Raw genomic sequence first — 19,846 nt, forward strand, 5'->3', positions numbered from 1 at the left:
TATATGAAGTCGGGGGCAGCATATCCTTACGTGCACCAAGCAGCCATACATAAGTCCATGAGCAAGACGTCCTGCGTTCCTGTCGATTACGGAATCATCCCAGGCATGTTCCCAATTTGACACGATCGCCATGTTGGAAGAAATTGATGTTCCGCAACCGGCCACTGGCCCAGTCGATTACTGGGTGCCTGGTTTTCCCATAATAGGAGTGACAAATTGCTGACTCGGCCCGACAAAGACGCACTACGTGCGATGCTGGAATCGCAAGTTCAAGAAAAGCTACAGCATGACCCTGACGCGGTAACGACTTATGCAGCACAGCCTGAACCCGAACGAAAGCCATACACCAGTAAGCCCACGGTTCAGGACAAGGCGTTTCACAAGGAGCTCGAGCAGATGCGTGCGGATGCTGAAGCCGGAGTGATTCATAAGCCGGAATCCGGCGTGGTTGAAGACGGCAAACCTTGTCTTGCCCTTGATGATTACCCGGGCTTAAGAGAAGCAGGCTCTGCATCAAATCAATGGTAATGCCTCAACACCTGATATGCGGTGATCGGTACCTGCGCGCTGCAAGAGGCGCTCTGCCACTCACATCTTCTTGCTGGAAAGATCATCTATTTCTAAAGATTCTCCTGCTGCTTCGCTGTCCTCTTCCACGGAGGATTCGCGATGCCAAATTCAGACCTGCTCCCTTCCCTACTCTTCAAGATCAATCAAAACCAGATCGCCCCCTGTAGCCGAGAACGTTCGTGGTGCGCTGGAGGTTATTGGTCGAAATGAAGAGTTCATCAATATGATGCTCGCCGTACTCCTGGCACCGGAATAATCAGCTCTCGAATCGAACCCCTCCCGATTCGACAGGTCTGCTCCTGTACTACTTCTCTGGAATTAGATCCTATGTCCACGCGACAGAGCCTTGTTGTACTCGCAAGGGGTGGGTATGCCGCTCGGGGCGTTATTTATCTGATCATTGGCATTTTTGCGTTGCTGGCGGCTCAAGACTCGACAAAACCGAAGGACAGTCACAGGAGCTTGGAAGCATTGTTAAGCCAGCCATTCGGTTATGTTTTAGTCGGGCTAGTGGTGGGTGGTCTGCTCGCCTTCGCCGGTTGGCGAGTGTTGCAGGCAACGCGCGACGTTGATCACCACGGTAAAAAGTTCAAAGGCTTGGTGATTCGTGCAGGTTTGTTGGCGGGAGGTGTAGTCAACGGCGCGCTGGCGTTTTTTGCGTTGGGCCTTCTCATCAGCGGACTCAAGAGCTCGGGCAGCTCAGGAGGGGAACAAACCAAGGATTTACTGGCGCATATCTTGTCTTGGGAACATTCAAATTTATTGATTTACCTCGTCGCACTTGTGCCACTAGGCGTAGGCATTGCGCACATCATCAAGGGCTGGAAGGCGTCATTCGAGAAATATTTTGAAGCTGACGAAGACGTTATGCGATATGTACGTCCGGTGTCTCGGTTCGGTCTTATAGCTCGTGGAATCGCCTTTATTGAGATCGCCCTGCTGCTGACAATCAGTGGTTCGAGTTATCAAGCCATGGATCCACCGGGCATGAAGGACGCCCTCAATGCTCTCCAGAACCTACCGGCCGGAGCTGTGGTTTTGATGGTGATGGCCTTGGGGCTGATCGCCTTTTCGGTTTACAGCTTTGCCGAAGCCGCTTGGCGCAAGATAAACATGGACGTGCCGGGAGTGTCGGAAACATAGCGCCTCTTCTCCTATGAAAGCAGTTGGAAGCAGATGTTGTGGACAGAAGCGTGGATCCGCAGAGGTACCTGAGTTCTTAGGCTCCTCATCAGCAAAGACGGCTCTAAACCTGCAAACGAGGAACAATACCGTGAATTTAGAAGGTGTCCCGATGTGAGGGAGTCCTTTGCAGCGGTCTCAAGTTAAGCCACTGGCATTCAGCCTCAGCCTCTTCACGTGTCAGAAAGGTAGCCTGCGAACGCAGCTTTTTCTCGTTGTCATAAATGTTAAAACCTATAGGCTCTGTTTTGCAGTAAACGCGTATTCCATTACGTGAAGAGCCAGTTTCCGTGGGGACTGCAGGGACAACAACGAATCTCGAAATCATCTTCATTTCCTCGCTGAGATACCTACACGATAGGTCACTTCAGCAAGCGATCCTCATCTGTTTCCGAGGCTCGGGTGCCCGCGTCGGCATATGGGGCATCGTTTCGACCAGACGCGTTGACAGCTGTTGCCAGTAGCAAAAAATAACGGCGAAATGTGAATTTTTTCGTGTCCTCGTGTATCTGATCAGAAAGAAGCCGTGCTATCAAAAAGATGGCATCGGTAAAGGCAAACTCGTCTGGCCTGCGCCACACCGGAGCTCAGCGGTTTGCATCAGGACAGATCAGTTACAGAGTGGCTCGCATGAAATCACGTGAGAAAGCCGTCAATCCGATCGGATTGGAAGACATCACCATTGTCGACGACGCGAAAATGCGCAAGGCGATCACGGCCGCTGCACTCGGCAACGCGATGGAGTGGTTTGATTTCGGCGTCTATGGTTTTGTCGCCTATGTTCTCGGCAAGGTATTTTTCCCCGGCGCTGATCCCGGTGTGCAGATGATTGCCGCGTTGGCCACCTTCTCGGTTCCCTTCCTGATCAGGCCTCTGGGCGGTTTGTTTTTCGGTACGTTGGGCGATAAGTACGGCCGGCAGAAAGTCCTCGCGGCCACCATCGTCATCATGTCGCTCAGCACCTTCGCCATCGGACTGATTCCGTCGTATGCCTCGATTGGCATCTGGGCGCCGGTCCTCCTGCTGCTCGCTAAAATGGCCCAAGGTTTTTCAGTGGGTGGTGAATACACCGGCGCCTCGATCTTCGTCGCCGAATATGCCCCGGATCGCAAGCGCGGTTTCCTTGGCAGTTGGCTGGACTTCGGTTCGATCGCCGGCTTCGTCTTCGGCGCAGGCCTGGTCGTGCTGATTTCCACCATTCTGGGCGAAGAGCAGTTTGAGGCATGGGGCTGGCGCCTGCCCTTCTTCCTCGCCCTGCCCCTAGGCATGATCGGGCTCTACCTGCGTCACGCGCTGGAAGAAACACCGGCGTTCCAGCAGCATGTCGAGCAACTGGAACAGGGGGATCGCGAAGGCCTTGCCAGAGGCCCGAAAGTGTCTTTCAAGGAGGTGGCCACCCAGCACTGGCGCAGTCTGATGACCTGCATCGGCGTAGTGGTAGCTACCAACGTTACCTACTACATGCTGCTCACCTACATGCCGAGCTACCTGACACACAACTTGCACTACAGCGAAAATCACGGCGTGTTGATCATCATCGCGATCATGGTCGGCATGTTATTCGTCCAGCCGGTGATCGGGCTCATCAGCGACAAGATTGGGCGCCGCCCCTTCATTATCTGCGGTAGCGTCGGTCTATTCTTCCTCGCCATCCCGGCCTTCATGCTGATCAACAGTGGCAAGATCGGCCTGATCTTTTCCGGTTTGCTGATGCTGGCGGTGCTGCTCAACTTTTTCATCGGCGTGATGGCTTCCACCCTTCCGGCGATGTTTCCCACTCACATCCGCTACAGCGCCCTGGCCAGCGCCTTCAACGTCTCGGTGTTGATAGCGGGTCTGACCCCTGCCGCCGTGGCCTGGCTGGTGGAAAGCACGCAAAATCTGTACATGCCGGCCTACTACCTGATGGTGATTGCCGTAGTGGGTCTGATTACCGGCGTGACGATGAAAGAAACAGCAAACAAACCGCTGCGTGGTGCAGCGCCGGCGGCTTCCGACATTGAGGAAGCGCAAGAACTGTTGGAGGAACATCACGACAATATCGAGCAGAAGATCGAGGACATCGACGCAGAAATCGCTGAGCTGAAAGCTAAACGTGAGCATCTCGTACGGCAGCATCCGCGAATCGAATAAAGGGGTGCACTATCGGCCCAAAAAGCAGCTATTCGCTGAACCCGAACAAGCGACTGCACATCTTAAAGCTGCGGAACCGGACTACCCCCTGCGCCGTGCCCTGGCGCTTCGACCTTGACCCGCATCCCGATCAGCAGCGCTGCGAGCAGCATCAGGATGCCGGCGGCGACAAATACGCCGGCGATGCCACTGAAACTGAACATAGCGCCCCCGGCAGCGGCACCCGCAGCGATCGCCGACTGCACCGAGGCCACGACCATTCCTCCCGCGCTTTCCGCCTGATCTGGCGCCGCCCGGGCTACCCAGTTTGACCACGCCACTGGCACACCGCCGAAAGCCATGCCCCAGAGTGCCAACAACAACGCCTGACACGGCACAGAAGCAGGCAGCAACACCAGGGCTAATGCTGCAACGCCGACCAGCGCTGGCATCAGTACCATCGTCCCGCGCGGACTGCGTTCAAGTAGCCAGCCGGCCAGCAGCGTGCCGACGAAGTTAGCCGCGCCGAAACCCAGCAGCATCAGCGCCAATCCTTCAGCCCCCACGCCGGTTGTGCTTTCCAGAAACGGCCGGATGTAGGTGAACAACGCGAAGTGCCCTGTGTGCACCAACACGCAACCCAGCATGCCCACGGCAATGCCCGGACGCAGCAGCACTTCAAGCACCGTTCTCAACCGCGCCGTCCTGCGCGGCGCCAGAGGCGGCAGCGTGAACAGCTGGAAAACCAGCGTTATCACCCCGACGGCGGCGGCCGCCACAAAAGCACTGCGCCAGCCATACAGCCCGCCCAAATAACTGCCGAGCGGCACCGCCACCACAGTGCCCACGGCAATACCGCTGAAAATAATCGACAGAGCCCGCGGCAGCATCGCCGCCGGCACCAGGCGCATCGCCACTGCCGCCGCCATGCTCCAGAAGCCGCCCAGTGCGATGCCAAGCAAAATCCGCATGATCAGCAGCACCATCAGGCTGGAAGAGAAAGCCACCAGCAGGTTGGAGGCAATCATCAGCGTGGAAAAGCACAGCAATACCACTCGCCGGTCGATCCCTCGCGTCAAGCCTGGCACCAGTAACCCGGAGAACAGCGCCACCACCGCCGTCACGGTCACCGCCTGCCCTGCCAAGGCTTCCGACACCCCCAGTTCAACGGCCATCGGCGTCAGCAAGCTGGCCGGAAGGTACTCCGCCGTCAACAATCCAAACACGCCCATCGCCAGCGAAAATACCGCCATCCAGGCCGGCGTCGCTGGCTCTACATCAGCCTCGTTGCCAAAGCGCGCATCAGCTACAACGTCACACACCCCATTACTCATCACTAAATACCTCTGGAATTTATCTCAACCAGAAGTCTATGGACGCAGGCCCGGATGTTCTATGATGCAAAGTCTTTAGTTTTTGACCGAAACCCCGAAATGACATCTCTAGATCAGTTCGCCTTATCGTCCGATCTCATCAACGAACTGTTGCGCGGCATGCGCCTGCGGGGCGTCGAGTACCGTCGCATCCAGGCCGGGCCCTCTTTCGGGCTGGGCTTCGCTGCCAAACCAGGACACGCCTACTTCCACTTCCTCGCCGTCGGCACCGCCGTCCTGCGTGCGGAAGACGGCACTTTGTACGAGTTGTCGGCCGGCAACGCCGTGTTCATCGCCCAGGGTGAAGCCCATCAGCTTCTCTCAAGCCTGGACGTCCCCGCCCAGGACATCGGCAGCTTCGACGCGGCCCCTCTCGGCGACGCGGTCTGCGCCGTGGATGCTTCCCCCGGTGTCGATGTCAGCCCCAGCACCATTATCTTTAGCGGCTGCATGGAGTTCGAACTCGGAAGCATGCAAGGCCTCGGCGGGTTGATGCCAGATCTGATGCTGATTGATGCCAGAGGGCAGCGTTACCCTGGGCTTATGCCGATTCTCGCTTCCATGGAGCGTGAAGTTCGCTCCGCACGCGTCGGCTTCGCAGGCATCCTCGCTCGTCTCGCCGACGTAGTGGCGGCGATGATCGTGCGCGGTTGGGTTGAATGCGCCTGCGGCAACGCCTCTGGCCTGGTGGCCGCGTTACGCGACCCCAGGCTGGCCGGCGCGCTCCTGGCCTTGCACCGAGAGCCGGCGCGTGACTGGACCGTGGCGGAACTGGCGGCGCAATGTAATACCTCTCGCTCGGTCTTCGCGGAACGCTTCCAGGCCACTATCGGCATCCCCCCGCTGCGCTACGTGACGGAACTGCGGATGCGCCTCGCCAGTCAATGGCTGAGCCTCGAGCGACTGCCTATCGAGACCGTCGCGCAGCGCCTGGGCTACACCTCACAGGCGGCCTTCAGTCGTGCCTTCAAGCGCATCACCGGCCAGCCACCCGGCGCCAGCCGGCAAATGGCTCGTTCCATTGCCTCCTGAAGTACGAAGATGTGGCGCGAGGGGCGACGGTCAAGCGCTGCGTTGGGCCCGCCAGCGGCCGGTCACGCGAGTTTGATGGAGACGCTCTGGACGTCGTCGCGCGCCAATCGCAAATCATTGGCGTCCTGATTGAGCCTGTGAATCAGATTTAGCAACCGCTGGCGCAGCACATCATCTTCGAGCTGCTCAGTTGCGCGCATAACATCCAATGCTGCGACCTCATTGTTGGAGGCGACCGAGTCGAGCAGTTTCCGCAGGTTTCTTGATGGCCGATTCATCTCTAACACCTTGGGTTTCCGTGATGCGGATCATACGGCCCGAATGTTTCGCCAGTATTTCAGTTGCAAAGAGCCGGTTTTGCGCCACCGGCACCGGCTGAATTACTGCTTGAAAGTCCGAAACCATCGGTTCCAGATTCTGATTTCTTGAGATGAGCAACCTGGCGGATCAGCGGCGGCGAGCGTCGAGGGCGAAACGACCGGCACCGAATGCGACGATCTGCAACAGGCCGCTGCGCAGTGGTTGATTGACCGGTTTGTAGAACAAATCCCGGAGCAGGCGTAATTAATAAACGCCAGCGCTGGCGAGATAGAGAAAACCCTATCTCGCCACACCGGTGTCGTAGTAGTTCGCGGCACCCACTATCAGCCCTGCGCTTTGCTCATTTTGGTGAACAGCTCGGTCGGCACTTTCTTGCCGTTGGAGGTGAACTGGTTGGTGCGGAATTTGTAGACTTCGCCTTCGGAGAGGAAACCGTCGTTGTTGGTGTCCATCGCCTTGAACTCTTCAGCGCCCTGCGGGGCCACGGTCAGCAATTCTTTCAAGGAAACGCGGCCGTCGTCGTCGGTGTCGGTACGGGCGAAGGAAGCATCGCCGCATTTGCCTTCACCGCACTTGCCTTCACCGGCCTTGGTGACCTTGGCGCCGGTTTCGCTGGCGCCGCACTTGCCTTCGCCACACTTGCCTTCACTGGTCTTTTCCGCCGCGGCGAGTTGGTAGCCTTGAGGCAGTGCGTCAGCAGCGAAGGCGGACGAAGCGAGGTTCATGCAGCCAACCAGTGAAACAGCGATCAGGCCAATACGGGATTTGTTCGAGAGACGGGACATGGTTATTACTCCGGATACTGTGTGCGGTGAGGCCGCTTAGAGTCATGCCAAAAAGGCGAAAGCCGTGGTGTGAGGTGCGTTTGCTTTCTCGCTAAGGCCAGGCTATTTGACTGCATCCGTGTATCCCGGATGTATCCGGTTCGAGGGGCATTTGTACACCAGCATCCTTAAAGCGGGTCCGGATACACAGCGATACACATGCCCCGCTCGTTTCATCGTGGCGGCCAGCAACCCCGACCTCGGCATCATTTGGCGGCCACGACCTTGTTGCCCCCACTATCCCACCCGCCCCCTAACGCTTTATAGATCGCGACAATTCCCCGGTACTGATCAATTTCACCCTGTGCCTGAGCGTCCTCGGCGTTAAGCCGTTCACGCTGTGCATCCAGCAACACCAGATAATCCACCGTGCCTTCCTTTACTCGGGATTGGTGCGACTCATCCATCCAGCTCATCAGTGCAAACATTATGCAGCAAGCAATAACCGCGGAATGCTTCGCGCACATTGTTGCGTAACAGTACGTTGTCCCACGGTTTGGTATAGACGCGATAAATCTCACCACGATTCATTGCCTCCATGATTGATTCCCGATAGGTGTCTCCAGACAATATCCGGAAGGTATCGGGATACAGTTCCTTGACTCTGTCGAGGAACACCCCGCTGTTACCGTTCTTGATCGGTAAGCGCTGATTGCACAGGATGATCTGCACCTCGTTAAGTGCCAGCAATTCAAACCCCTCGGCGGCCGACTGCGCAGCCAAAATACGGTAGCCATCCTGGCGCAGCAAGTGTTGCAAGGGAGCCAGCACGTGGGGCTCATCGTCTACCAACAGCAGGGTCTTGTGCTGAGTACGCGCGCCAGCAGGCAGCAACAAGTGCTGTTCGTCACGTAGCATTTTCTCCACTTGCGTCACTGGCAGCGGCGGGCTGAAATAGAAACCCTGGATATAGTCGCAATGGTGGCGTCGCAAATACATCATTTGTGCAGCCGTCTCGACACCTTCGGCGACCACATCGAGCTTCAGGCTATGGGCCATTTGGATAATAGCCAGCACAATGGCCGCATCGTCGGGGTTGGTCGTCACGTCGCGGATGAAGGCGATGTCGATTTTCAGTTTGTCGATCGGGAAACGTTGTAGATAAGCCAGGCTGGAATAGCCAGTCCCGAAATCATCGATGGAAATCTGCACACCTCGATGCTTCAGATTGCGTAACGTGCCAATCGTACGTTCGGTGTTCGCCATCAGCGACGTCTCTGTCAGCTCCAGCTCCAGCAGCTCGGCCGGGATACCGTTGGCTTCGAGCCCTCTGATAACGTCTGCGTCCAGGTCACCTTCAACGAATTGACGTCCGGACACATTCACCGATATTTGTACCGCGCCGATTGGTGAAGGTAGCCATAACCCGATTTGCTTGCAGACCGAGGCAATGACCCAACTGCCCACACGCACGATTAATCCGGTCTCCTCCAATAGCGGGATAAATTCATTCGGCGGCACCATCCCATGTCCTGGTCGTTGCCAACGCAGCAGCGCCTCAAGACCGGATATGCGACCACTGTCGAGTCGCACTTTGGGTTGGTAGTACAAAACAAACTCTTCATTTTCAACGGCCCTGCGCAAGGCCGTTTCCAGGTGGAGTCGGGCCTGCACATCGGCATTCATCTGAGCCGTAAAGAAACGATAAGTGTCGCGTCCAGCCTGCTTGGCCCGGTACATCGCCGTATCTGCATACTTGATCAGGGTATCGGGGTCCGAGGCGTCTTCGGGATGGATCGTGATGCCGATACTGGCAGTCACGTTTACCTCGTGGCCCTGTAATTCGAAGGGTGCGCGCAGCACCTCGCGGATCTTGCTGGCGACCAGCGCGGCGCCTTGCTGCCCCTGCTGCATCACCAAAATCAGAGCAAACTCGTCGCCGCCCAGGCGCCCGATGATGTCGCGGATGCGCACGCACTGAACCAGCCGATCACTGAACTGGATCAGCAATTCATCGCCGATTGCGTGGCCTAGCGTGTCGTTCACATTCTTGAAGTGATCCAGATCGATGAACAGGACGGCGACCACCCATCCACTTTCACCCGCCATTGCCAGGGTTTTCTTCAGCGTCTCATAGAACAGCGTGCGATTCGGCAGGCCAGTGAGCGCATCGTGATGCGCTTGATGATGAAGACGTTTCTCCGCTTCCTTGCGCTCGGTAATGTCACGCACCACGGCGACAATGATCCAGTCCGTACCGGAGAGCAGGGCCTGGCGATGCACTTCTACCTGTACATAAGAGCCGTCTTTGCGCCGCAAAAGAGTTTGGGTCAACTCCTTGCTGGCGAGGCCTTCGATGATGCCATCGTACAGACTCTCCAATTGTTCCGGCACGGCTACATCCAACTCCGTCGGCCCAATCATGAGCATTTCTTCCCGCGTGTAACCGAACATATCGCAAGCTGTCGCATTGACTTCGACATAGCGCATCGTGCTGCGGTTGACCAGCAGGATTGCGTCGGCGGTGGCATCCATCGCAGTCCGGAAGCGCCGTAAGTCAACAGTGCGCGCCAGCACCAATTGCTCCAGGTTGGAGCTATGGTTCTGGAGATCGCCAAATGCTTTCAAACGCAACAGATTACGCACCCTTAGCCAGAGTTCGGCGCGGTCGACAGGTTTCGTCAAAAAGTCTTCAGCCCCCGCGTTGAGGCAGGCCAGCCGAGCACTGCGCTCTACAAGGGCAGTCACTATGATGATCGGAATATTCGAAGTGGCCGGGTTGGATTTCAGAATGCTGGCGACCTGGCAACCATCCAGGCCCGGCATCATGATGTCGAGCAAAATCAGGTCCGGTGCACACTTTGAAATCGATGCCAGCGCCTCTTCACCACTGGCTGCGGTTGATGTGAGATAACCTTCGGGGCTCAACAGTACCGACAGCAACCTGCGATTTTGTGCTTCATCATCGACAATGAGGATGGAAGGAGAAACGGCAGGAACACTCATGAGAACGCCCCTTTGACCAACAGCGCATCAATCGCCGCGTACAAATTCTGGTAGCGCAATGGTTTCGCAATATAGGCGTCACATCCGGCTACCTTGCTCTTCTCCTCATCTTCCTTCATTGCCATCGCGGTCAGCGCAATGACAGGGATGGCTGCCGTGACAGGATCCCGTTTCAACAGGGCCGTCGCCGCTAACCCGTCCATGCCTGGTAGCTGGATGTCCATCAGGATCAGATCGGGCATATCGACGCGTGCCGTCGTCAACCCGGTCTCGGCATCAAGGGCACACAACACCGTATGGCCGGCGTTGCGTAACAACAGGGATGCCAGTTTCATGTTCGCTGCATTGTCTTCTATGACTAATACCTTGGCCATGTAACGCCCTCCCTAGCGTGGCAGCAACGCACGCCTGACTTCGGAAATGAATCGTACCTGGTTGAACCCGGCTTTCTCGACGATATGGACAAGCTGATCCGAATGCCTGCCGAGCACATCCCGGTCCTGTTCCGAAACTTGCCTGGCCGTCACGACCACGATCGGGATGCGCGCCGTATCAGCATTGAGCCGCAGTGCTTCCACCACATCAAAACCGTTCATGCCCGGCATTATCAAATCGAGCAAGATCAAGTCCGGGCGAAAGCGTTGGGCCAGCATCATGGCTTCGGCACCGCTATACGCGCGCACTACCACATAGGCCGGCGCCGGCAAGAACCCGGCAATCACCTCCACAGCCTTGGGATCGTCGTCCACTACCAGTATCGTGCGGGTGTGCTCGGGCGCCGGCTGCAGGCCCAGGCTGGCCAGCGAGGCTTTCAGCTGGGCGCGGCTGAGGGGCTTTTGCAAGACAGCAGCGGCGCCATCGGCCAGTGCCAGATTGGTGTCGGCGACGATGACCACCGGAACCCGGGCCAACGCGCTGTTTTCGCGTATATGCTGGAGAAACTCCCAACCGTCGATGCCAGGCAAACGAATATCGAGTGTGATCAAACTGAGCGTTTGCTGCGGCGCCATCAGCAGCGCGGTCTCGGCGCTGGCAGCACGCAAGACAGTAAATCCCTCGGCTTCAAGCAACAGGCGCGTCAGATCGGCGGCCTGGTCGTCGTCCTCGACAACCAGTGCCATACGTTCGTTCAGGCCGGCGCTTATCGAGGCTTCGGGACCGGTGCTGCGCAGCGCAGCACGCGTTCCTTGTACCGGCGCGCGCAGCGGCAACCAGACAGCGAAGCGCGAACCTTCTCCCTCAAGACTGGCCACCGCCACCGCCCCTCCGTGCAGTTCGGCCAGTTGCCTGACCATCGCCAGACCGAGACCGGTGCCCTCGAATTTGCGTGCGAGACTGCTGTCGATCTGGCTGAACGCCTGGAATAGTTTCGCCATATTGTCCTGAGAAATTCCGATGCCGCTGTCGCTGACACTGATCTCCAGGAAGTCGTTATATTCGTTGTCGGCCAACGGAAAACTGTGCACGGGCCAAGTACCTGCCAGTGTGCCAACCGCACTGCGTGATACCCGTCGCGCACGCAAGATCACAGGACCGCCGTTGGCGCTGAATTTGACTGCATTGCTCAGCAGGTTGTAGACGATCTGCTTGGTCTTGCGCACGTCCAATTGGGGCACGCCCAAGTGTTCCTCGATCTGGAGTTCAAGCGCGATATGCTGGGCCGCTGCCTTCTCCCGTACGATCGTCAGGCTGTTGGACAGCAGACTGTTCAAGTCGACCTCTTCCAGCTCAAGCGCCATCATGCCGGCCTCGACCTTCGACAGATCCAGAATATCGTTGATCAGGGAGAGCAGGTGCTGGCCGCTGGTAAAAATATCGTCGATGTATTCGTGTTGGAGCTCCGTGGTCTGGCCCATCAAGCCATCTTTGAGCGCTTCGGAAAAGCCGATGATCGCGTTGAGCGGCGTACGCAATTCGTGCGACATGGTGGCCAGAAATTCCGACTTCATGCGGCTGGCGCGTTCAAGCTCGATATTTTTGTCTTCCAGTGTGTGTTCGAAGCGTTTGCGCTCTGTGACATCCCGCGCCGACGCAAATACGCCTCGCAGTGTCCGGTCGCGGTCGTGGAAGGTCGCGGCGTTATAGGACACCACCGTTTCGTCCCCATTCTGGGCACGTACGGTCAGTTCGTAGTCCCTCACCTTGTTTTCAGTCAGTACGCGTTTGATCGCGGCGTCGGCCCGTATCGGATCGGTAAAGAAGTTCTTGCAGGGGGCGCCGATCAGTTCGTCGCGAGTGCGCCCGGTGAGCGTCATCATTTGTTGGTTCACGTCCGAAATGATGCCCTGCGGGTCAGTCATCATCAGCGCGTCGATGTTCGATTCGATCAGGGAGCGAGTGTAGAACTGCTGGTCGCGCAAGCGCTGGTCGAGCAGCGCCTGAGCGGCCTCGACCTGCTTGCGTGCGGTGTTGTCAGTGCCGATCAACAAATAACCGATGATGTCATCGCACGCATCCCGCAGCGCAGTGACCGATACGATGGCGGGGAACCGGCTGCCATCCTTGCGGACATAAGTCAGCTCGTAAATGTCTTCAATGCCGCGCGAGGCCTTGAACACCAGCGCCTCAAAGCCCGGTGTAATGGGCGTATCCAGTTCCAGGCTCAGGGCCTGGGCGCGTGCGATCACCTCCTGTGGATCGGAAATATCGGCCGGTGTGATCTTGTTCATCACTTCGGCGGCGGAGTAGCCCAGCATGCGTTCGGCGCCGACATTGAAAATCTGGATCACCCCATTGGCGTCCGTGGCGATGCTCGAAAAATTGGCGCTGTTGAAGATTGCGTTCTGTAGGGCGCCCGCCTTGAGCAGTGCTTCTTCCGCACGCTTGCGCGCAGTGTTGTCAGTGCCGATCAGCAAATAGCCGATGATTGCGTTTTGATCGTCGCGTAACGCCGTGACGGACACGACGGCGGGAAAGCGGCTGCCATCCTTGCGAAAGTAGGTTAGCTCGTAGATATCCTCGATTCCGCGCGAGGCCTTGAACACCAGGGCCTCAAAGCCTGGAGTAATGGGAGTATCGAGCTCCACGCTGAGCGCTTTAGCGCGCGCGATCACCTCTTGTGGATCGGAAATGTCGGCTGGTGTGATCTTGTTCATCACTTCGGCAGCCGTGTAGCCCAGCATGCGTTCGGCACCGACGTTGAAAATCTGGATCACCCCCTTGGCGTCCGTGGCAATGCTCGAAAAATTGGCGCTGTTGAAGATCGCGCTTTGCAGGGCGCCGGCCTTGAGCAGCGCCTCTTCCGCTTGTTTGCGCGCAGTGTTGTCAGTGCCGATCAACAGATAGCCGATGATGGAATTGTGATCGTCGCGCAGCGCCGTGACGGACACAACCGCCGGGAAGCGGCTGCCATCCTTGCGGATATAGGTCAGCTCATAGATGTCTTCGATCCCGCGAGATGCTTTGAATACCAAGGCCTCAAAACCCGGCGTAATCGGTGTATCCAGTTCCAGGCTCAGCGCTGCGGCCCGTGCGATCATTTCTTGCGGATCCGAAATGTCAGCCGGCGTGATCCGGTTAAACACATCAAGTGCCGTATAGCCCAACATGCGCTCGGCACCGACATTGAAGATCCGAATCACGCCTTTTTCATCTGTGGCGATACTGGAGAAATAGGCACTGTTGAAAATGGCGTCCTGCAAGGCGCCCGCCTTCAGCAAGTTTTCCTGGCGCCTGAATTCAATGTTGCCATCAAGCCGTTCATTAATACCGCTACCAAAACCGGTCGTATGCATTATTGCGTCCATGCGAATGATTACATATCAGTCAGTAGCGCTTACACGAATGTATGCACCGCAGCTGCAGAACAGGCTCACAGATCGACGCCGACCAGCACTGAAACAAGAACAGGCCGACGACAAAAGTGAGAGAAGTAAATTAAGTACCAGAGGCAATATTGTGCTGGTTCATCAATCGTCAGAAGCATGCAAGCGCTGCTTAGCGATTAAAAATTGGCACTGTGCGCTGCTGAAATATAAAACAGCGTAGAAGCTGCGTTTATATAAACCTAAACAAAAGAGGAATATCAGCTAAATAACGATTCATTCGAGCTCATTCAGAAATCTTTACTTGCAATTACTTCATACCATTGTCAGGAAGCACATTCAACACAACAAAGCGCCACAAACAACATTTATTTATTGGCGTCAATATTAAATTATTCGCCCCTCTGCGCACTCTCTAACGTGGCATTTTTATAACAATGTCAAATAACGATATTACTCTTATAGACGAAGAAACCCTCTCTGTCATTTCCAGAACGAAAACCCGATGCACCGACGCAGCCTTCGGGATCTCCATTGATCCCATGAATATCAAATGGTCGAGCACCGGCCTGTATACCCGTTTACTGACGGACGCTCTGCACGATTGATCGCTTCAATGCGCTATGGTTAAACAATCAGTCACCGTCAGGAGACTTCTATGCCGACCACACATGCGAGGCGCCCTCTTCTGTTCGCTCTGCAAGGCAGTGAGCACTACGCTGCCCGCGTGGCGCAACGGCTCGGCTGTCAACTGGCGCTCCACGAAGAACGCGACTATGAGGATGGCGAACATAAATGCCGACCGCTGGAGTCGGTCAACGGCCGCGAGGTGGTAGTGTTTCATGCTCTGTATGGAGATGACCGACAGAGCGCGAACGATAAACTGTGCCGCTTGCTCTTCTTCTGTGGCGCACTCAAGGATGCCGGTGCTCACCAGGTCCAAGTGGTGACTCCCTACCTCTGCTACGGGCGCAAGGATCGCCGCACCCAGCATCAGGATCCAACAATCACTCGTTACCTGGCGGCCATGCTCGAAGCGTGTGGCGTAGATCGTCTGGTTGCACTGGAGGTCCACAACCCGTCGGCGTTCGACAACGCCTTTCGCATTCCCACATGGAACTTGCAGTGCACGGAATTGTTCGCCGAGTATTTCGCCGGGCTGGTCGGTGACACCGAGGTGGTTGCGGTTTCCCCCGACACCGGAGGTGCCAAGCGCGCCGAACAATTTCGCCAGGCCCTGGAGCGGCGACTGGGTCGCCCGGTCGGCGGTGCGCTGATGGAAAAGCACCGAGAGCAAGCCACGCTCACTGGCACACTGCTGGTGGGCGAAGTCCTGGGCAAGACCGCCATCATTTTTGACGACCTGATCAGCACCGGTAATACGCTGATGCGTGCTGGCCGCGCCTGCCAGAGGGCCGGCGCCGTCCGCTTGCTCGCAGCAGCCACCCATGGCTTGTTCACCGGTGGCAGCGATCTGCTCGACAGCACGCTGTTTGAACGGATCGTCATCTGTGACAGCGTGCCACCGTTTCGCCTGCCACCCGACCAGGTGACGCAACGCTTGCACGTCCTCGACAGCACGGCCCTGGTTGCCACGCTATTGGCTGAAAATGGAGCATGGGTTTCAGAGTGACTGACCCAGCCCCTCTGAACGCAGACTGATGGTCTGCCACCACCCAAACTGATTTGCTGGAAAATGTACCCATTAGGGTGCCAGCGGATGCAGATTGACAACACGGGTGTTCAATCACTGCGCAACGTTCCAGCTATAAAGCCAGCTCAGCTCATCATAAAACTCCGGTTGCGTGCGGTCGATCCGATCTCATATGGCGTTGCTTCGTAATGGCCAGTTTCGAGTTATGGCTGACACGCAGGCTGGTGCGATTGAGAATGGCGACGCCGGCATTCTGGGTAAAAATCAGGTTACCGGCATTGGTCAGCGCCAACGCGCCGATCCGTGATGGCGACTCGTAAAGACGCGTAAGGTTGCCCTGTTCGTCCAGGACGTTGATCTGCCCTCCTGAAATATCCACGAACAACAGAGCGTTGCAGGTTTCGTCCCAAACCGGGCTTTCGCCCAGATCAGACTGACACGATGAAAAAAGACGCAGCTCTTCCTGAGCAGGCATATCAACACTCCTTGATGTGGTCCCACAATTGAGCAATTTGCTCGGCGCTGGATGCCTTGACCCGGGCCAGGTCGACGGGATAGTCGACGCCCTCATTCTCGGAAAACCGTGTAGCGGTGAATTGGCCATTACTGGCTCGCAGAATGTAACCGGTGTCCTGACACAGCTCCGACGCCAGGAAAATCACACCGGGAGCCACCCACTGCGGCTTCAGATTGTCCGGTTCCCCGGTCACGCCCCACATTCTGGTTTTGGCGACGGGCGAAACCGCATTGACCAGGATGCCATCGGTCGCGCCTTCCATGCTCAGCGCGTTCATGATGCCCAGTTGCGCCATCTTGCCGGCCGCATAAGCCACCAGGCCTGACTGAGCATATTGTTGATACATCGCCCGATCCGAAGAGGTCAGCACCACGCGCGCAGCCGCAGATTGCCGGAGGTATTTCCAGGCATGCTTGCACAACCAGATGGGCGTATAGATATTGATATCCACCGCGCGCTCGATAAATGACAACTCGGCCTCTTCAATCGATTGATAACCGACCCAACCGGCGTTGTGAATCACGATATCGAGTTGGCCGTAGGCCTCGATGGCCGTCTCGATCAATTGCCGACAACCGTGCTCTTCAGCCAGGTCGCCGTGGTGACCGACAACGCTGTAACCCTCGGACTGAAGCGTTCGTGCAGCATCGAGGGCAATGGACGTATCCGCACCATCGCCGATATTGTCCGCGCCGATATCACTGATCACGACATTGGCGCCCAGCCTTGCCAATTCCCTTGCGTAGATGAAACCCAGGCCTCGGCCAGCGCCCGTTACAATCGCAGTCTTTCCTGTAAAGTTCATTGATTTCCCCTCTTGATTGCCACCTCACCTTAACAATGAACAAGTGGCTTGTTTAATACTAATGAGGGGCGAAGTTGATACCTGGCTCATATCAAATCAATGTCTGGAGCAAGCTCGCAGCACTGATCAATTCAAATGAAGGAACGGAAGAATGATCGAAACCCGACTGCTCAGGCAGTTCATCGCCGTGGCTGAAGAATTGCATTTTCACAAAGCCGCGATTCGCCTGCACATGGCCCAGCCGCCACTGAGTCAGGCCATCAATCGCCTGGAAGACAAATTGGGTTTCAGCCTGTTCACGCGTAACAAGCGCGGGGTAAAACTGACACCTGCCGGCAGTGCCTTTCTGGACGCGGCCTACAGCACACTCAAGGAACTGGAACTGGGGGTGGAACACGCCCGCCAAGTGTCCGAAGGCATCGCCGGCAAACTCACGGTCACCGCGGTGTCCATTGCTTACTACGAGTCGTTGCTCAACACCCTCAGGCAGTTTCGCGAAACCTTTCCCAAGGTCCAGCTGATCATCAAGGAAATGCCATCTTCCAGCCAGGCCAAGGCGATTTTGTCCGGAGACGCAGATATCGCCTTCATGCGCAAACTGCCCATTTCGGCGGACAACATCGAATCGCGCTTGTTGCTCGACGAAGAGATCGTCATGGCGCTCCCCACGCATCATCCAAAGGCGCAGACCGGGCAAATCGACCTGAGGGATTTCGCCGGTGAAGACTTCGTGTTCACACCCGAAGCCCTGGGCACCGGTTATCACAGCCAGCTCATTGCCTTGTGCGAAGCCGCCGGTTTTTACCCGAAAGTGGTGCAGGAAGCCGCGCAGATCCACACCCTGATCGGCCTGGTGGCCTGCGGTTTCGGCGTGGCCCTGGTGCCCGAATCCATCGCCAACTCGATCATGCGCGACAAGGTCCTGTTTCGCAGAATCTTCCCGGTGACAGAGTCGCCCAACCCCGCCATCGGGCTGTACATGAGCTGGAATACCCATAACGAATCACCGCTGATGGACAGCTTTATTTCCATGCTCGACTTCAGCGCAGAGCCTCATGTCGAAGGTGCCCTGGCCGAACAGGTCCGCTAGAGCGCGAGGTTGTAGTCCTTGAGCCAGGCTCCCAGCGAGAGCGCCGTTTCAAGATTGTTGCGCTTGAGTTGAGAGTTGAAATAACCCGCGGGCTGCTCAAGCTCTCGACGCAGATTAGTGCGATCGATGATCTGGAAAACCGCATTGCCCGGCTCTTGCAGCAACGCCTGGGTTTGTCCGCGTAAAAACTGCTCGTATGCCAGGTTTGTGGTTTGCGCCTCCGTCCAAGCCAAGGCAGCCCGCTCGCACGGGATGTAGAGGACGGGTGGAGGTACGAATCTCCCTGAGCTACAACATATGATCGAGAGACCGCCAATGAAAGACTCCAATCGGGAGATAGATCTCCAGCGTCGGGCCATATTGACAAGTTCAGCAGTAGTGGCCGCAAGTTTGTTGGTACCGCTTTCCAGCTTTTCCGAGTTGACGCAGGCCGCTGATAAGCACTCTGCAACCCAACACAAACCAGATCACAGGAGATGCACGCCATGAACTCCATTACAACCAAAGACGGCACCGAGATTTTCTTCAAGGATTGGGGTCCGAAAGACGCGACGCCCATCGTGTTCCACCACGGCTGGCCATTGAGCGCGGACGACTGGGACAACCAGATGATGTTTTTCTTGCTCAAAGGCTATCGGGTGATCGCGCACGACCGCCGCGGTCACGGTCGGTCGACCCAAACCTGGGTAGGCAACGAAATGGACACCTATACCGCTGATGTCATCGAGCTGACCGATGCGCTCGACCTTAAAGGTGCGATCCATGTCGGCCATTCGACCGGTGGTGGTGAAGTAGCGCGCTACGCCGCTCGAGCCAAACCAGGACGCGTTGCCAAGGCCGTACTGATCAGTGCGGTCCCCCCCATCATGGTTAAGTCAGAGAAGAACCCCGGCGGTTTACCTCTGGAAGTGTTCGACGGGTTCCGTTCGGCACTGGTCGCCAGCCGCGCGCAGTTTTACATGGACGTGCCGTCGGGGCCGTTCTACGGTTTCAATCGACCCGGGGCCAAGGTTTCACAAGGCGTAATCGACAACTGGTGGCGTCAAGGGATGATGGGCGGTGCAAAAGCTCATTACGACTGCATCAAAGCGTTTTCCGAGACCGACTTCACCGAAGATCTGAAGGCGATTCAGGTGCCAACACTGGTCATGCATGGAGAGGATGATCAGATTGTGCCGTTTGCCGACTCTGCGCCGCTTTCGGCCAAACTATTGAAGCATTCCACTCTCAAGACGTACCCGGGCTTTCCTCACGGTATGCCAACCACCAACGCGGATCAGATCAACGCCGATTTGTTGGCGTTCATTCGCGGTTGAGCACTAACGTCGTGACGGCGGTCTGATCGCCGTCGCGGCGTCGATAAGACCTCACCACTTCTCACATAACCACAAGGAAGGGTTGATAGCCTCGGAGCGACAAAAGTTTGCCGGCATGGAATATCACCAGGAAATCCGCCCCCGACGCCGCCCCTTCCCCCCACAAACCGGTTAATTTACAACCGACTGTTGGCGACCCAAAGCTACCTGTGGTGACGGGCAGCAATCGGGTTTCCGATAACCTTCAAACCATCCGATTTAGAAACCCAAAACCGCTCAGCTTTCGTGGACCGGGCGGTCTTGGGGCTGTCTTGCGACAACTCGTTCAGGGCTGCGCCTC

General features: G+C 56.7%; 16 protein-coding genes and 4 pseudogenes. 7 read left to right on the plus strand and 13 right to left on the minus strand.

Going from position 1 to position 19,846, the window contains the following annotated elements; translation table 11 throughout:
- Positions 1 to 216 precede the first annotated feature (216 nt).
- The 3 genes from ACA079_RS18535 (at position 217) to proP (ending at position 3,885) form a co-directional block, all read left to right on the plus strand.
- Positions 217 to 528 carry a hypothetical protein gene (locus tag ACA079_RS18535; protein ID WP_497700412.1) on the plus strand — a complete coding sequence of 104 codons (312 nt, stop codon included), beginning with the start codon at positions 217 to 219 and terminating at the stop codon, positions 526 to 528.
- A gap of 369 nt (positions 529 to 897) precedes the next feature.
- Positions 898 to 1,713 carry a DUF1206 domain-containing protein gene (locus tag ACA079_RS18540; protein WP_497700413.1) on the plus strand — a complete coding sequence of 272 codons (816 nt, stop codon included), beginning with the start codon at positions 898 to 900 and terminating at the stop codon, positions 1,711 to 1,713.
- A 669-nt stretch (positions 1,714 to 2,382) separates the two neighbouring features.
- Positions 2,383 to 3,885: a glycine betaine/L-proline transporter ProP gene (gene proP, locus ACA079_RS18545; RefSeq protein ID WP_497700414.1), complete on the plus strand. Its 1,503-nt coding sequence runs from the start codon at positions 2,383 to 2,385 to the stop codon at positions 3,883 to 3,885.
- 62 nt (positions 3,886 to 3,947) lie between these two features.
- Here proP and ACA079_RS18550 read toward each other — a convergent pair whose 3' ends face one another.
- A complete protein-coding gene (locus ACA079_RS18550; RefSeq protein ID WP_497700415.1) occupies positions 3,948 to 5,198 on the minus strand; it encodes an MFS transporter in 1,251 nt (416 codons plus the stop codon).
- Positions 5,199 to 5,297: 99 nt separating this feature from the next.
- Here ACA079_RS18550 and ACA079_RS18555 point away from each other — a divergent pair, with 99 nt between their 5' ends.
- A complete protein-coding gene (locus ACA079_RS18555; protein ID WP_497700416.1) occupies positions 5,298 to 6,269 on the plus strand; it encodes a cupin domain-containing protein in 972 nt (323 codons plus the stop codon).
- A gap of 62 nt (positions 6,270 to 6,331) precedes the next feature.
- Here ACA079_RS18555 and ACA079_RS18560 read toward each other — a convergent pair whose 3' ends face one another.
- The 9 genes and pseudogenes from ACA079_RS18560 to ACA079_RS18600 all read right to left on the minus strand — a co-directional run.
- Positions 6,332 to 6,547 carry a hypothetical protein gene (locus ACA079_RS18560; RefSeq protein WP_497700417.1) on the minus strand — a complete coding sequence of 72 codons (216 nt, stop codon included), beginning with the start codon at positions 6,545 to 6,547 and terminating at the stop codon, positions 6,332 to 6,334.
- Positions 6,548 to 6,913: 366 nt separating this feature from the next.
- Positions 6,914 to 7,375 (minus strand): HvfA family oxazolone/thioamide-modified RiPP metallophore, encoded by a 462-nt coding sequence (locus ACA079_RS18565; protein WP_497700418.1) that lies wholly within the window; start codon positions 7,373 to 7,375, stop codon positions 6,914 to 6,916.
- Positions 7,376 to 7,620: 245 nt separating this feature from the next.
- Positions 7,621 to 7,794: pseudogene (locus ACA079_RS18570) on the minus strand (TolC family protein); the annotation flags it as partial.
- Between the two features lie 19 nt (positions 7,795 to 7,813).
- Positions 7,814 to 8,272: a response regulator gene (locus tag ACA079_RS18575; RefSeq protein WP_497704343.1), complete on the minus strand. Its 459-nt coding sequence runs from the start codon at positions 8,270 to 8,272 to the stop codon at positions 7,814 to 7,816.
- Positions 8,267 to 10,360, minus strand: a pseudogene (locus tag ACA079_RS18580) (EAL domain-containing response regulator); the annotation flags it as partial. The gene ACA079_RS18575 and the pseudogene ACA079_RS18580, both read right to left, overlap by 6 nt.
- On the minus strand, positions 10,357 to 10,734 hold the full coding sequence (locus tag ACA079_RS18585) for a response regulator (protein WP_497700419.1): 378 nt from the start codon (positions 10,732 to 10,734) through the stop codon (positions 10,357 to 10,359). The gene ACA079_RS18585 and the pseudogene ACA079_RS18580, both read right to left, overlap by 4 nt.
- A gap of 12 nt (positions 10,735 to 10,746) precedes the next feature.
- The gene (locus tag ACA079_RS18590) at positions 10,747 to 11,481 is read right to left on the minus strand and encodes a response regulator (protein ID WP_497704344.1); all 735 of its coding nucleotides are present in this window, start codon (positions 11,479 to 11,481) and stop codon (positions 10,747 to 10,749) included.
- Positions 11,482 to 11,553: 72 nt separating this feature from the next.
- A pseudogene (locus ACA079_RS18595) lies at positions 11,554 to 13,587 on the minus strand (PAS domain S-box protein); the annotation flags it as partial.
- A pseudogene (locus tag ACA079_RS18600) lies at positions 13,584 to 14,094 on the minus strand (PAS domain-containing protein); the annotation flags it as partial. The pseudogenes ACA079_RS18600 and ACA079_RS18595, both read right to left, overlap by 4 nt.
- A 688-nt stretch (positions 14,095 to 14,782) precedes the next feature.
- On the opposite strand from ACA079_RS18600, the gene ACA079_RS18605 reads away from it, so the two are divergent.
- Complete coding sequence (locus ACA079_RS18605) at positions 14,783 to 15,757, plus strand: ribose-phosphate diphosphokinase (RefSeq protein WP_497700420.1); 975 nt, start codon at positions 14,783 to 14,785, stop codon at positions 15,755 to 15,757.
- A gap of 154 nt (positions 15,758 to 15,911) precedes the next feature.
- On the opposite strand, the gene ACA079_RS18610 is transcribed toward ACA079_RS18605, so the two are convergent.
- Positions 15,912 to 16,253, minus strand: coding sequence for an SMP-30/gluconolactonase/LRE family protein (locus ACA079_RS18610; protein ID WP_497700421.1), 342 nt, complete (start codon positions 16,251 to 16,253; stop codon positions 15,912 to 15,914).
- A 1-nt stretch (position 16,254) separates the two neighbouring features.
- Complete coding sequence (locus ACA079_RS18615) at positions 16,255 to 17,100, minus strand: SDR family NAD(P)-dependent oxidoreductase (protein WP_497700422.1); 846 nt, start codon at positions 17,098 to 17,100, stop codon at positions 16,255 to 16,257.
- Between the two features lie 151 nt (positions 17,101 to 17,251).
- Here ACA079_RS18615 and ACA079_RS18620 point away from each other — a divergent pair, with 151 nt between their 5' ends.
- On the plus strand, positions 17,252 to 18,190 hold the full coding sequence (locus tag ACA079_RS18620; RefSeq protein ID WP_497700423.1) for a LysR family transcriptional regulator: 939 nt from the start codon (positions 17,252 to 17,254) through the stop codon (positions 18,188 to 18,190).
- Here the strand turns inward: ACA079_RS18620 and ACA079_RS18625 are convergent.
- Positions 18,187 to 18,423: a hypothetical protein gene (locus ACA079_RS18625; protein WP_497700424.1), complete on the minus strand. Its 237-nt coding sequence runs from the start codon at positions 18,421 to 18,423 to the stop codon at positions 18,187 to 18,189. The two genes, ACA079_RS18620 and ACA079_RS18625, sit on opposite strands and share 4 nt — an antisense overlap.
- Positions 18,424 to 18,675: 252 nt before the next feature.
- Between ACA079_RS18625 and ACA079_RS18630 the strand changes: the two genes are divergently transcribed.
- Positions 18,676 to 19,506 (plus strand): alpha/beta fold hydrolase, encoded by an 831-nt coding sequence (locus tag ACA079_RS18630; protein WP_497700425.1) that lies wholly within the window; start codon positions 18,676 to 18,678, stop codon positions 19,504 to 19,506.
- Positions 19,507 to 19,846 lie beyond the last annotated feature (340 nt).

This window comes from Pseudomonas sp. LBUM1645, from assembly GCF_059716185.1.

Bases quoted from the DNA above. Each gene is read 5' to 3' on its own strand.
- ACA079_RS18550 (WP_497700415.1), bottom strand. From the start codon at position 5,198: ATGAGTAATGGGGTGTGTGACGTTGTAGCTGATGCGCGCTTTGGCAAC.
- ACA079_RS18555 (WP_497700416.1), top strand. From the start codon at position 5,298: ATGACATCTCTAGATCAGTTCGCCTTATCGTCCGATCTCATCAACGAA.
- ACA079_RS18590 (WP_497704344.1), bottom strand. From the start codon at position 11,481: ATGGCACTGGTTGTCGAGGACGACGACCAGGCCGCCGATCTGACGCGC.
- ACA079_RS18605 (WP_497700420.1), top strand. From the start codon at position 14,783: ATGCCGACCACACATGCGAGGCGCCCTCTTCTGTTCGCTCTGCAAGGC.
- ACA079_RS18620 (WP_497700423.1), top strand. From the start codon at position 17,252: ATGATCGAAACCCGACTGCTCAGGCAGTTCATCGCCGTGGCTGAAGAA.
- ACA079_RS18560 (WP_497700417.1), bottom strand. From the start codon at position 6,547: ATGAATCGGCCATCAAGAAACCTGCGGAAACTGCTCGACTCGGTCGCC.
- ACA079_RS18630 (WP_497700425.1), top strand. From the start codon at position 18,676: ATGAACTCCATTACAACCAAAGACGGCACCGAGATTTTCTTCAAGGAT.
- ACA079_RS18540 (WP_497700413.1), top strand. From the start codon at position 898: ATGTCCACGCGACAGAGCCTTGTTGTACTCGCAAGGGGTGGGTATGCC.
- ACA079_RS18585 (WP_497700419.1), bottom strand. From the start codon at position 10,734: ATGGCCAAGGTATTAGTCATAGAAGACAATGCAGCGAACATGAAACTG.
- ACA079_RS18575 (WP_497704343.1), bottom strand. From the start codon at position 8,272: ATGCTACGTGACGAACAGCACTTGTTGCTGCCTGCTGGCGCGCGTACT.
- ACA079_RS18565 (WP_497700418.1), bottom strand. From the start codon at position 7,375: ATGTCCCGTCTCTCGAACAAATCCCGTATTGGCCTGATCGCTGTTTCA.
- proP (WP_497700414.1), top strand. From the start codon at position 2,383: ATGAAATCACGTGAGAAAGCCGTCAATCCGATCGGATTGGAAGACATC.
- ACA079_RS18610 (WP_497700421.1), bottom strand. From the start codon at position 16,253: ATGCCTGCTCAGGAAGAGCTGCGTCTTTTTTCATCGTGTCAGTCTGAT.
- ACA079_RS18615 (WP_497700422.1), bottom strand. From the start codon at position 17,100: ATGAACTTTACAGGAAAGACTGCGATTGTAACGGGCGCTGGCCGAGGC.